The organism is Kamptonema sp. PCC 6506, from assembly GCF_000180455.1.
Taxonomy (GTDB): domain Bacteria; phylum Cyanobacteriota; class Cyanobacteriia; order Cyanobacteriales; family Microcoleaceae; genus Kamptonema; species Kamptonema formosum.
In genome coordinates this window covers 1-12,187 of sequence record NZ_CACA01000129.1, presented here as the reverse complement: position 1 = coordinate 12,187, position 12,187 = coordinate 1, and the positions used below count along the sequence as shown (strand labels likewise).

Here is a 12,187-nt window from a genome sequence, read left to right as displayed (position 1 = left end):
TCATTCCCAAAAAAGGCCGCGATCGCGGCCTTGCTTAAAAAATTAGTGGAGGTTTAAATAGCCTGTAGCTGGTTCTTGACATTTGGTTAGCGGAGGTAGTATAGTTAAATTACCTAAATAAATTTGTCTCCGCTAACCAGTCTATGAACCCCATCCAGCAAAGAATCCAGCACATCCGCTCTCAGATCCAACTCCTACAAACAGAAGGAGAAGTAGCGCCGGAGCGCGTGTGGATTTCCCGGTTTAGTGCTCGCAATCGACCAGGGGGTAAGGTTTATCACTATTACAAGCTGATGCAGGAACAGGATAAGAAGGTCAAACAACGGTGCTACTTGGGTAAGCCTTCTAATCCAAAGTACAAGCGGTGGTTAGCGGCGATCGAGCGGCGTAACCAGATTCAGGAATTAGAAGCGATCGCCAAACGGTTGCAGCGCCAGTTAGTTAACGAAGATTCTGCGCCGTTAGAGGGCGCGAGCCACAGTCAATCAAAAGTTACTCCGCTAACCAATCTCACTGCCAAACTTCAACGTCTTTTAGCCAGGAGGCTGCCTGGGAAAATTAGCATGACTAGCAGCGAAGTGGAATTATTGTTGTCACTTATAAAACAACATTCTCATGAGTTGGCACCAATAATCTTCAGGGGGCGACAAGCGCCCCCAAACCATTGCAGGGAGGATGTTGTCGGGTCTGAAGCCGCCGCCCAGATTGCGGCGATCGCCTAAATTAAAATTAATTAAACTCAATTAAACTGTAGCCCTTATGCTGCACCCCTGATAGGATAAGGGGTTAATTTGCTACTTTGCGGTTGGCGACAGCGGGGCTATTTCTAGGTTTACCTGATGTTTTTTGAGGGCGATCCGGTTCTTTAACAGCATATTTGGAGAGAAAATCATCAGGCTTTACTAACGCCGAGTCTGCAATGTTCAGGCGACGGAATTGTGACCAATGTTCATTTAATAGCTTCAAAGCTTGGTGGCGATTTAACGTTGCGATCGCACCTATCAATTGACGCAAATTCGACCGCAATAACTCAATATTAGAGTCATCCACTGAAAATTGACTCACCATTGAAACCGCTGTTGCCAAATAAGCTGAATCCGGCGATATCTTTTTCGATCTTAACCCCTGACGAACCACATTTAGCCACACTGGATAAAGTTCTAACCAATTAGCAAGTTGCAATTCGCTTAATGCCATTTCCTCCATTCCCAACGCTCCCCAAGTGCAAAGCGATGTTTCAGCTAAATTAGTATCGCGATTTTTCACCGCTGACTCCCATAATTCTCTAGCATAATCCTTAAACCGAACCGCCAGAAATTCATAAGCTGCCTCAACTTTATCAGTAGCTGTAACCTGATAAACCGTCTCACCACGCGGTAACTTATCGCCTCGATAAGATAGCCAATTGTGGGAACCGCATAAATGAATGTTCCGATCTACTACAACTTCCTTCGCATGGGAATTTCCCAGCCAAAATACCTGCACTGCGGATAAACCTTCCCGCGTTTTAATTTCTCTCAGCTTTTGCTCAACTTGTGGCGGAATTGGTCGAGTTTCATCCTGTTGTCGCCGGGAAATACCGTGACCAATTAAAATCCACACTCCTCTATTAGCTAAGTTTTGAAGTAATTGAATAAACTCATTATCTACCACTTCCTTGCTCACCCAAGGAGAATAAATTAAGATTTGATGCTTCCCTCCTCTCAAAGTTTCTAAGAAAGACTGCCGAATTTGACTATCTCGTAGCAAAACCACCTGGTCTTTTTCCTCGCTTCCCTTCGGCGAAACTTGCTCCCCAGTTTCCCTCAATTCTTTAACAGTTTCAATCGCCTGCTGTTCAATCTTCTTAATTCTGTCTTCAACTTCTTTATTTCGTTGATTGAGGAGCTGCTCACGCTCCGCAGCAATTGTTTCATCACTCAGATACAACAAAGTTTGTAAAGAAACTTTGCCTTCAGTTTGCAAAATATCGAGTAAATCTGAGGCATAGTGTAAAATTTCTTTTCCTCGTCTTACTTGCAACTTAACTGCATCTTCCAGTGCATCAAAAATCACAAAAATTGAAACAGATTGCCAGATAGCTTGACTCTCAGAGGTGAAAGAAGCAGCAGTAATAATTTTGCCATCTTCAGGAACGTGCAATCCTAAACTAGAAGCTTGAATAATGCGCTGAAGTTCTTCAATATATAACTCATTAAAATCTTGATAATGATTTTCTATTGCGATAAAATCTTCAAGAATTGGCAGATCAATTTGTACTCCTTCTAAAGGGGAAGATAGAAAAAATAGATTTTCCTGCAAGGGGTCAGCAATCGCATAAATCTGCTTTTTTTGTGGCGGTTGTGGTACAGAACCTTCCTCGTAAAATTGCCTACCTTGAGGAGTTAGAATAATTTTGGCATCCGGTGTCCAGGCTAAAGTTTCTAAACTTCGCAGAGTATTAGCAGTATTTTCCACGAATACAGGATCGAGACCTAAAGCTACTGCTAATTCATTTTCGGTGGGTGTCCATTCACTCTCTATGCCAGCACGGAGGATAAACTCTTCAAGGATGTTAAATTTGCGGGGTTCGCTAATAGTAACTTCTACTGATATTTGCTTTAAACAGTAGCGGAATTGGCGACCAGCCAGCACTGATATGCCAGCCGGACTTTGCTTTTCTATTTGTTGGACTAATTCCTGTAATTGGGGATCAATTGGTTTAGGAGAGGATACTAGAAACATCAATCAGACCTCCATTTCGGCGTACAATATTTGCTACTTCTGAATACATACTTCCCACTTTACCTTTGTGCTTTGTAAAAAGTGAATGACATCCCACAATTACCAGCAATTCCTGAGCTCGGGAAAAGGCAACGTTTACCCGTTCTGGCTTTTTAGCAAAGCCAATATCTCCCTCAGAATTATTCCTGACCATGCTGACAATAATAATCGGCCGTTCCATACCCTGAAATCTGTCAACAGTACCCGTTCTAATGGAAAGTGAGGGGAATTTGCGATTGCTAAGCATTTCCTCAATTCGCCTCAATTGAGCACCATAAAAGGTAATGATACCGATTTCTTTTTTCGGTTGTCCTTCCGCAACTTTCAGACTCCAAACATCCTCCATTTGCTCACACAGAATGTCAATCGCATCGACTTCCTTAAGATTATACCTAGAAGTTCCCTCTAACTGCTCTTCAAAACTCTGTTCTTGAGGCATTTTTACCCAGATTAGGTGTTGTTCTGCTCGGATGATGTCGCCTGCTAAATTGTGCGATCGCACCTTCTCAGGCTCAATAATTCCACAACGCAGGCTATGGTCGTAAAATTGATTAATCGCTCCCATAATGTGGGGGTGCATCCGATACTGAATAGTCAGCCGTCGCTTGATGCTTTCTGGTGCAGTTTCAAATTGTTTCTTAAATAAAGATTCTTCCAGAAAGTTGATATCATCCGGTTCGCTTCCCATTTCTGTCGCGATTTCTTCTAAGCTCTTTTCATGTAGCATTGGCGGTAATTGGCGATAGTCACCAATCAATACTAATTTTTTGCCTTTGAGTGCAGGAATCAGAATTTCTGGAGGCGTACATTTGCTCACTTCGTCAATGATGACTACATCAAAATTGCTGAATTCTTTGAAACCGTAGCCAGCTACTTGGCTACAAGTAATGCCGATGACGTTAGCATTGTCGATATAAATTCGCCTCAATTCGCTCTGATCTTGTTCGGAAGGGTTACGAAGTTTGGCTATCCAATCTTGAATCAGGTTTTGATAGCGTTTGAGATGGTATTCTTCTTGAGTGAGTTGTTGATGCCAAGCATCGAATTGTGCTTTTACTGTGCGTAAGAAGTTGAGATCGAATAAGCCGTTGGCGGGGATTGGCGGTTTAAGGCGATCGGGGATAGTTTGCCATGCTGACTCCCACCATTTTCGTTCAGAAATTAAAGTGGGTGATAGTTGCAGTTGTTGTTGGAGTTGTTGCAGTTCAACTTCCATTTGCTGAAGCTGATTTTGACATTCTCGAAGTTGATTTAAGGCTTTATCAACCCCCTTTTGTAAGATTCCTTGAATGGTTGTAAGAGCATTTTTTATTACTCGCAGTTCCAATAATGGATCGAGTGAGGAGATTAATTTTTCAAACTGATTTATCTGATTTTCCCACCACTTCGCTCGTTGGGGAAATTCTGATACAGGTATGTTAGCGATCGCTTGTGAAAGAGAAGGAAAAGATTGATACCGCATAGCGAAACTGCGTAAGTTTGCGGGAATACCTGACTCCTTGCTCAATTCTGCTAAGGCTTGCATCGCTCTTTGTGACTTGGCTTCAGCTTCACGCTGAAGAACCTCTAATTCCTTTTTAGCATTTGCTATTGCCTGCTGTTGCTGCTGTTGCCTGGTTATCGCTTGCTGCTGTTCTTTAAGCTGTTGTTTTAGCTGCTGGAGTTGTTTTTCTGCTTCCGGTTGCTTCTGCTCTAGCCATTGAGATATACTGGCAGCAATACCATCAATCGCTTCGGCTGCAATGGGAGTTAATTCCGCATCAAAGTTGGGGATTTGCACTTCACTTTGTTTGGCAATTAAATTAGCAATTTTCGAGCGACACCTATCGAGGTTAGAACGCCAAGGCTGAGGTTTTACAGGAACACTTGCCAGCAAATCAGGTGGCAATTTAATCATGTTATCTGTAAATCTTCGCCTCTCTTCTACACATTTTTTTAACTCCTCATATACGCTCTCATAAGCTGTGGATTCCCAGTTTTTTAGGGATTTCAAAACAGAGGTTTTCTGGTTTTGCTCTAATTCCTGTTGTTGGCTCAGCCAGTTTCGCGTAGTAGTAGCAATACTACTGATAACTTCCTTGGCTACCCCGTTCAGTTGCCGCTCAACAAGAGCAATTTTATTGGCTTCACTTTTTCTAGTAATTAAAATAGCAATTTTTAACTTACACTTGTCGAGATGAGCTCCCCAAGGGGCGGGATTAGCTTTTACAAATGACACCACATCCAGCGGTAGTTGAATCAGCTCATCTGTAAAGGCTCGATTAGTTTCTACACATTGCTTCATTGCTACATAAATCCTCTGATAAGCGGTTGATTTCCACTGGTTTATTTCACTTCTGACTGCAACAATTCTTAATTTTTTGTTTTCACAACTTTTGATGGTTTCCTGTAAATTTTTCTGGGCGGTAAGAGTAATAAATCGCTGATAGTTTGTTTCCAAACTTTGAACGGCGGCGGACTTCTCACGGAGTGTTCGTGCAGCTTCTGCCGCTTCTCTGATGGATGATATCGCATTTATACAATGAGACAATGACATCTGAATTTGTGGAAGACCTTGCTCCTTTAACCAAGCCGCTAAACTAAAAGGATTCAGCCGTAAATCGTGAGGAGGTTGAAGACCTAGCTCGGCAGCCATTCTAGCTGCTTTTTCAACATTTACCTTGAAGTTTCCTTCAGAAATATACCCCAATCTAAGGTCTTTGGTACTGTCGCAGAGTTTGATAGCTGCTGTCAATAAATTAATTACTGCTACATCTTCCCAATCAACTGAAGATTTAGACATTAGCGATTCCAAACTAGGAAGGAAATATTCAACAACTTCGCGCTGTTTAGCTTCCGCTTCTTCATAGACACTTTCTTGCGCTTTACAGGTTTCCTCTAACTCTACCTTATACCATCGCAACTCCTCTTGACTTTCTTGTAAATTTTCCTCGTCTCGCAAATACGCATAAAACCGCTCCGATCCTACTAACAATTCCCTAAAAAAATCTATATTTTCCCGCTGTTTTACCAATCGCTTCTCGCAGTCATCAGCCGTATTTCTCAGCCAATTGCCAATTACTTTATCTTCCAAAAATGGCAAACCTTCCTCTTCAACTCGTTCCGCACGGCCCTTTCGCAAAGCGCGGATAACGGGACTATGAATTAAGCGACTCAACGCATTATCAACAGCTAAATTTGCTTGAGAAGCAATTAAAGTCCTCCCACCCCGTAGCGCAACTTGATAGGAAATTTCAGCGATTACAGTCGTTTTCCCCGTTCCTGGTGGCCCTTGAATTAGCACTAAATCGGGTGCAGATAAGACAGCTTCTACTGCTGCAACTTGATCCTCATTTGCCCCAGATAGCAGCAAATCCTCTGGCTTCAGTTTAACAGTTGTTTGTAAGGGTCTTGCCTGAGAAGCATCAAAGAAAAATTCTCCTACATAGGGATTCTGAGCAATTCCCATTTGCAGATCGTCTAAAGCTTTTTTCTGTCGCTTAATTTGAGTTAAATCTCCCGCAGCCTCGAAAGACAAAAAGCCTATTTTCGGCAACTGATAGTGTCCTTCTCCTATTTTTTCTACTAACTCAGAATCGAGTCTCACGCGGACAAATCCCTTTTCTCTGTCAATCTCTTCAATCGATCCTAATAAAATTGCATTCCACTTTGCAGGCTGCTTTACAGATTCTTTACCAGATGTGCTATCATCTTCCTCACGGCTTTCTTCAACTCGCACTACAAGTTTTATATCCTCATTTCTCGCCTTAGCTGCTCTTGTCCAGAAGTCATCCTGTTTGAGAGAAATTCCTGATGATTTGTCAAGTTTTGCCTCAGATACAGTAATCTCAAAAGTAATTTTGCGGGTAGCAGAGCCGTAGTTATGACCATAAAAAGGCACGAAAAATTCTCGCGTCTTAGCAATTCGCTCTTCAATCTTTAAAAAGGCTTTCCAACCTTTTAACTGTTCTTCTGTCGGCACACAATCCCCACAAAAGGGAACAGTTTTCATGCGATTTAAAGCTGAAATTGGCACTCCCATTCGAGACTGGTGATTGAGGTGCAGACTTAGGAAGAAGAGAACGGAAAAACCATCACTACGTCCCCGTTCTGGGGAAACTAAACGAGCAGAAAGTAAGCGCAAGCCATCGGATCTGCCTTCGGTGACAAGAGCCACCAAACTTAATGTTTTTTGCCGTTTTTCAAGGATTTCTGGTAATTTTGCTGCTTCGATATCTGTGGCGATCGCGAGTTCCCATTTTTCTTCGCCCGCTTCTTCTCCCGGCCCTTTGCGGCGGACATAGAAAGGTCTGGGTTCGTCTCCTAAAATGTCAGATAGCAACTCTTGGGCGCGATCGCGGCGATCGCTAAATTCTGGATACTTTAAGAGAGCATTTTTACCCTCTATTTCACGAATTAGGTAATCGATCGCCTGGTTCCCTAAAAACCGATATCCCCAATTTTCCTCATTGAGAGTTGCTGTTGCGATTTGTGATGAGAGAGGCGATTGATGATGACTGGTTTGAGGTGCTGTAACAATCGCAGAAATTTCTATCGAGAAGTTTTGGCTAGATGCTTGCAAAAAAATAAAGCCAGATAGGTTAGTTCCGGCTGGAATATCTTGGGAATTGAGGGCAATATCTAGTTTCTGCAACCCGCAAGACAGGCAAGGTTGCTGTACTTGTAACCAAGGCTGAGACCAGGAAACTGTGCAGTCGCCACCGAGTTGCAGTTGCTCGGTTCGCTGCAAATATCGGTTGGTTTGGATTTCCCCGAAGTGGACTGCTGTAGGGATGTCCCAGCTTACCCCTAGCCACTGGACGTTGGGAGCGGTTCCCAGACATCTTACTCTGTCTAAGACTGGCGCGGTATTCGGTGCGGCCGCGATCGCAACTTCTCCCGTATTCCCACCGACAGTCCGCTGAACGCTCAAATTTTCCAGTTTCACTCCCGGAACTGCGATTTTTAAGGCAGGTTCGTCACTGGCAAATATGACGGTGTTTTCTCCTTCTCCCCGCAGCGCGATCGCTCGTTCAATGGTAAATGGCCCCTTATATTCCCCTGCTGTCAAAGCGATCTCGTGTCCATCTTTAACCATTTGCAGCAATTCGCCAAAGTTGTCGGGGTTAGCGGAGAAAGTAGGCATAGATGCTTATTGATGGGGGGCGATCGGAGAAAGTGTTAATTTTTGGGCTTCTGAAGTAAACTACAGTTTAACGCTGTTTAGTTACGGATAAGCTGTTCCATACTTCAATACGCTTCACTTACGAGTTACAGTCTGACTGATGATGCGAAAATTTGAGCCTTAACTCAATAGTATTGAGGCAGAGCGCTTCACTCCATTCATACTGACGATCGCGGAGCCTCTAATAGATAAAAAACTGGAGCTTGTTACGGAGTATAGCTTTAACCATATCCCCGCGTGCAAACCAAAGTAATTTTTATGTCGCGGAGCACCCAAGAAAACTACATTAGTTATCAAGTTGCGAGAAACCCGAACAGGTCTTATTAATAACGTAGACTGGAACTTGATTCGCTATCTTGAAGGCTTAGACACTTGCAAAGTAGCTCCAAATCTTGTAGCGATTGCTAACCTTATCTAGTTTGATGAACCTGCCACAAGCCCTTATAGTTCTGTGATAATGCGTAACTGCTGCGGGGTTTTGTCAGAGGCGATTGCACAAGCTGAGAACATCCACCTCAACATCACTAAGCACTTTAGGTTCCATCCCATACAAATCATTCAGCACGGCTTTGACATCAGGGAACTGAAAATACTCAGTCAGCGTGCCAATGCGAAAGTTAAAAGCTTTGTACCGATGCTTGAAGTACAGCTCCACATTCCCCCGGTGTTCCCACAGTCCCAGCAAGTTGATAACAACATCCGATGAGAAACGGGCTTGCAAGTTTCCCCAGTGTGAGCGAAATGATGTTCTTTCACCGCGCCCTTTTTTGCTGTAAGTTCGCCGCCGCAGTACAGGCAGGCGAGGTTAGTTTTTCCGCGCGCGACTTCATCAATGCTCGCCAGTTCGCCGCTGGGAGCAACACCAAATTTTAGCCACATTGTTAAAATTCTCCTTAAAGCAGGTTTGAAGATGCACCCGCTTTCTAGATTTTAACAATTTTGTCGGGGGGGACAGTCGAGAAGTGATTATTCTGGAGATCGCTAATAAATTATAGGAATTATTTACGGCGCGATCGCTTTGATTTCCTGTATTGTTCGTCTCTGATACGGCTCAATTCCTTAATTGCTTCAACTATCTCCGATTTACTCATTGTTTGACAGCCCTTAACCTTGTATTGAGCGGCAAAAAATCTAAGTTGCTCCAGATCCAATTGGTAAAGAACGTCATAATTACGTGGATCTGATGTGTCTTCTTCTTTTTTGACCATTACTTTATGCAGTTGTGGTAAAAAGTTGGGCTTTCCCGTTTTTTCGCCGGGAATAGGAGGACAGTTAAAAGTGGATTGTCAGCCGCGATCGCTACCCTAAATTTAATCAAACAATTTTACCTTTCATCGCGGAGCGGAGCGTTTTTGCTGTGGGGGGCAATAGCGGTCAAAGTATTTTGATCGATCGTTGAATAGAGGATGTGCCAGCTGCTCGGAATTTTAACAACCTTACAATCACCAAATAAGCAAACTCTAGTTTCTACAGCGTTAATAGCACCTACTAACGCAGAGATTAACAGGTTGATAATGATGGGATTGAGTACGATCGCATGAATCCCCCTATCCGTAAGCCCATACCCATTCGCTATCGACCACTCTTACCTCCTACCAGTCCCACACCAGAAGGGTGGTAGTTAGTGCATATTGCCCTGCCCGAGCGAGTCTCCATCACCCACCATTTCTGAGAGAAATTTCAGAGGATTGCTCAGATCAGCAGCGAAACCAAGGATGGCGCGATCGCGATGCTCGTAAATTAAATCTCCCTGACCATTAAACAAGAAAGTTGCGCCTCGTTGAGTGAGATAAGCAGCATTTGGAACATAGGTTTTCCAATGACTCAGCACTTCTCCCATATTCCGCAGCCGTAAAGTTGCCAATTCAAATGGACGCTGGAAACCCTTGCCACCTGCCCACCGGAAAGTGGAGCCTCTCAGGGGTGGAAGAGGGGGAGCCTGAATAATTTCATCATCACCAATTAATTGAGGTGCTCTTGCGTCGCCTCGATATCCTCTCCATACTTCTGCCAGAGTGCCAGGGCTACCAATCCCCGCACACATGAACAATAGATTGAGGTAAGCATTCATAGCAGCAGATAAACCGGGTAGTTTTAACGATAAACCTCGATACAGGTCAAGTTTTTGGTGCAGTTGGGCACTGGGATCTACAAACAAACAGTCGCTTGGAAATCCTGTATAACCGCAGAATCGCTGACCCGATGAGCGTGAGCCAATTCCCACAGCACGGATTGCTATCCCTTGTGCTTCCAGCCGTTGAGCGTCCCGCTGCAACCACCAAGCATATTCAAGGCTGTCGAAATCTCCCAATTGTGGCAAAAGCAGTACCAATTGCCTCATAGAGGATTCGCAACCGTTCAAGATGGGTAAAACGGCTCCATCACTCACCCGTTGGCGTTCGGTTTGGCTCAAGAGGCTATGAATATTCATCGGCTAATTATATCTATTTAGGAATTGGGAAAGTAGAAAATCATCAGTTATTAAACAGATACTTTACTCACATCAAATCGGGCTGCTACTTTCCGAATTGATGATATCACTTGGTTGAGACGCTTTAACTATCGCGCTTGAGCTACCAGGGTCTGTCTACCTGTGCTACTTTAGCTCATATGAGCCTCGGATGGGATGCGATCGCCAATGCTCTCTCCGCGAGAGCAGATTCAATAAAATTAGTGCCGGCAAGCGTGAAATATTTTTGCAGACTAACTGGAATCAGCGTCAGTTCACGGCATCTGTAGGTAACTTTTCGCTCGGTTTCTCCAAATAAAGAATACCGAGAGCAATGGTCGCTCCCGGTATCAACTTTTCCAGTTCCGTTGTTGTTAAGTAAATCCCATTAGGCACAATGAAAGGAAAATTTGCCTCACTCCATTAAGCACAGCCACTCCTTAGTTAGAATGCCATCTTTGTATTCAGCTTGCACAGAGTCGTTTTGAATGCGTGCGGGCAAGGGAAGCACCCGGTGGAATTTGCCGTAGCGGAATTCAGAGCGGACATAGCCAGATTTTGCCTCTATGTTTTCGTAGCGGCGTTCGCCAGAGATAGAAATTGCTTCGCGAGTGACTTGAACGTCAACGTCTTTGGGGTCAATTCCAGGCAGTTGCGCTTTTAATACGAAGTTGTCCCCAGCATCAGCCAATTCCAGAGCTGGCATCCAAGCGACTTCTGAGTTATCTCTCGTTGTTGCCAGTTGGTCAAAAGCTTTATCGAGTTGCTGGCGGATGGTTTCAATTTCTGCGAATGGTTGCCAAGAGCGCATCAACATAATCTGTCACCTCAAAGATTGCTAAAGCTTTATAAGGAAAGTTTGGGTTGAAGCTCGTTGCTTACAGTTATTATGATGCCGCTTTTTAAGTGGGAGGAACAGTCAGGAGAACCCTACTGGGTTGGTCGTATTTGCCACAATCAGTGTGAAAGAATCTGAATTAATTGGCATAGAAGAAAACCGTACAAAGCTATTCCTAGAAACCGAAAATGCTGTGGCAACACCATGATGAGCCAGCCTCAGAACTCTGCACGGCACGAGCGTCGAGGGAAGGCTCGCCGGTGTTGCCAACCGTACCAAAAACAGGGTGCGGGTGATGTGTAGCACCGTAAGGACGTGATTTGTCGGCTATCGCTGCTTTCCCATAGCCATCGCTCCCGTATGAGTGCGATCGCATAATCCCGGTTTTAAAAGCGCGATCGCCCAATAGGTTATGTGTTGCTACTTCAACAATGTAGTAAGAGTTCAAAGTGCTTCTCTAAACAGTGTAAGAGTCAATAGTTGTACTTGGGAGCGATCGCTATATTTTCTACGCACTTATCTAATCCGTTGACATCTCTATTTTGACTCGCATCATCTTCTATCCCCATCGCCGAGCGCATCCACCTCAACCTCACTCAGCATTTTGGGTTCCATATTACAAATTATAGAGATAAAAATTTATAAATGGTGGGGAGAAGTAGGCGAATCGATTCGGTGAAAGGAGAACTGTCCTTGTGTCAGCTTAGCCCCGGTTAAGTTAGCTCCAGTCAGGTTAGCGTCATCCAAACTCGCCCCTCTTAAATCGGCAAAGCTCAAATTCGCGCCTGTCAAATCTGCCTTATCAAGGCAAGCGTCATTTAAGGAAGCCTTGAAAAAATTAGCCCCTCTTAGGTTAGCTTGGCTGAGATTAGCCCGACTCAGGCGAGTTCTATGTAGAGAACTCAGACTCAGATTGGCTTCATTCAAAGAGGCATCGCTCAAGTCAGCCGACCTTAAGTCCACTTCACTAAAA

9 protein-coding genes are annotated in these 12,187 nt (G+C 44.0%); 1 reads left to right on the top strand and 8 read right to left on the bottom strand.

The window, feature by feature from the left end; translation table 11 throughout:
* Window positions 1-143: 143 nt before the first annotated feature.
* Window positions 144-722 (top strand): hypothetical protein, encoded by a 579-nt coding sequence (locus OSCI_RS07355; RefSeq protein ID WP_007354259.1) that lies wholly within the window; start codon window positions 144-146, stop codon window positions 720-722.
* A 64-nt stretch (window positions 723-786) separates the two neighbouring features.
* On the opposite strand, the gene OSCI_RS07350 is transcribed toward OSCI_RS07355, so the two are convergent.
* The 8 genes from OSCI_RS07350 to OSCI_RS07320 all read right to left on the bottom strand — a co-directional run.
* The gene (locus OSCI_RS07350) at window positions 787-2,724 is read right to left on the bottom strand and encodes a hypothetical protein (protein WP_007354258.1); all 1,938 of its coding nucleotides are present in this window, start codon (window positions 2,722-2,724) and stop codon (window positions 787-789) included.
* Entirely contained in the window at window positions 2,702-7,888 is a 5,187-nt protein-coding gene (locus OSCI_RS07345) for an AAA domain-containing protein (protein ID WP_007354257.1), read from the bottom strand. Before OSCI_RS07345 ends, OSCI_RS07350 begins: the two co-directional genes overlap by 23 nt.
* 520 nt (window positions 7,889-8,408) lie before the next feature.
* Window positions 8,409-8,648: a hypothetical protein gene (locus tag OSCI_RS31335; protein ID WP_007354255.1), complete on the bottom strand. Its 240-nt coding sequence runs from the start codon at window positions 8,646-8,648 to the stop codon at window positions 8,409-8,411.
* 277 nt (window positions 8,649-8,925) lie between these two features.
* Complete coding sequence (locus tag OSCI_RS07335; protein ID WP_007354253.1) at window positions 8,926-9,135, bottom strand: Rho termination factor N-terminal domain-containing protein; 210 nt, start codon at window positions 9,133-9,135, stop codon at window positions 8,926-8,928.
* A 413-nt stretch (window positions 9,136-9,548) separates the two neighbouring features.
* Entirely contained in the window at window positions 9,549-10,358 is an 810-nt protein-coding gene (locus tag OSCI_RS07330) for a peroxiredoxin-like family protein (RefSeq protein ID WP_007354252.1), read from the bottom strand.
* A 433-nt stretch (window positions 10,359-10,791) separates the two neighbouring features.
* Window positions 10,792-11,193 (bottom strand): Hsp20/alpha crystallin family protein, encoded by a 402-nt coding sequence (locus OSCI_RS07325; RefSeq protein WP_007354249.1) that lies wholly within the window; start codon window positions 11,191-11,193, stop codon window positions 10,792-10,794.
* A gap of 196 nt (window positions 11,194-11,389) precedes the next feature.
* Window positions 11,390-11,662, bottom strand: a complete 273-nt coding sequence (locus tag OSCI_RS29720; protein ID WP_148288984.1) for a hypothetical protein — start codon at window positions 11,660-11,662, stop codon at window positions 11,390-11,392.
* Between the two features lie 191 nt (window positions 11,663-11,853).
* Window positions 11,854-12,187 (bottom strand): pentapeptide repeat-containing protein (locus tag OSCI_RS07320; protein ID WP_168371087.1); only part of this gene is annotated, 334 nt, incomplete at its 5' end.

What these genes read in the sequence shown, in the direction of transcription:
- OSCI_RS07355 (WP_007354259.1), top strand. Translation starts at nt 144, where the DNA reads ATGAACCCCATCCAGCAAAGAATCCAGCACATCCGCTCTCAGATCCAA.
- OSCI_RS07350 (WP_007354258.1), bottom strand. Translation starts at nt 2,724, where the DNA reads ATGTTTCTAGTATCCTCTCCTAAACCAATTGATCCCCAATTACAGGAA.
- OSCI_RS07345 (WP_007354257.1), bottom strand. Translation starts at nt 7,888, where the DNA reads ATGCCTACTTTCTCCGCTAACCCCGACAACTTTGGCGAATTGCTGCAA.
- OSCI_RS07335 (WP_007354253.1), bottom strand. Translation starts at nt 9,135, where the DNA reads ATGGTCAAAAAAGAAGAAGACACATCAGATCCACGTAATTATGACGTT.
- OSCI_RS07330 (WP_007354252.1), bottom strand. Translation starts at nt 10,358, where the DNA reads ATGAATATTCATAGCCTCTTGAGCCAAACCGAACGCCAACGGGTGAGT.
- OSCI_RS07325 (WP_007354249.1), bottom strand. Translation starts at nt 11,193, where the DNA reads ATGTTGATGCGCTCTTGGCAACCATTCGCAGAAATTGAAACCATCCGC.